This is a genomic window from Meridianimarinicoccus zhengii (assembly GCF_003254465.1).
In the GTDB taxonomy this organism is placed as follows: Bacteria; Pseudomonadota; Alphaproteobacteria; order Rhodobacterales; family Rhodobacteraceae; genus Meridianimarinicoccus; species Meridianimarinicoccus zhengii.
The window spans coordinates 1-553 of the sequence record NZ_QDFI01000211.1 but is presented as its reverse complement, the minus strand read 5'-3'; the positions used below and the strand labels follow the sequence as shown (position 1 = coordinate 553).

Genomic DNA, 553 nt, shown 5'->3' with positions numbered 1-553 from the left:
TAGGGCGGTAGGAACAGGAACCACGCGCCGATGTCGCGCAGTGCTTTGGAGGCGACCGGACTTTTGTGGCTCGACAGGTTGTCGAGAACGACCACGTCGCCGAGGCGCAATGTCGGTACCAACTGGGTCTCGACATAGAGGTCGAACATCGCGCCATTCATGGCCCCGTCGATGACCCAGGGGGCATCGAGCCGGTCATGGCGCAAGGCGCCGATGAAGGTCTGGGTGTGCCAGTGCCCGAAGGGCGCGTGATCGACCAGGCGCTGCCCGCGCGGCGCCCAGCCGTTGGTCTTGCCCATGTTGGTCTTGACCGAGGTCTCGTCGATGAAGGCCAGCCTTTCCAGATGCCTGGCCATGAAGGGCTGACGTCTGGCAATCCAGGTGTGGCGCAGGGCGGCTACGTCCCTGCGCTTCTGCTCAAGCGCCTGCAGGTCTTTTTTTGTGCGTCAGCCCGAGCCGGAGCAGCAGTCGACCAACTGATGAGCGATGCACCTTCAACCCGTGGTCGGCAGCAAGTTCCGCCGTCAGTTCATCGATCGTGAGGTCGGGGCGG

Annotated in this window: 1 protein-coding gene; it reads right to left on the bottom strand. The window is 63.7% G+C overall.

Annotation, left to right across the window (positions count from 1 at the left end; genetic code table 11):
• Nucleotides 1-356, bottom strand: a 356-nt coding sequence (locus DDE13_RS22665; protein WP_162631215.1) for a transposase, incomplete at its 3' end; no start/stop codon positions are given.
• Between the last annotated feature and the right edge of the window lie 197 nt (nucleotides 357-553).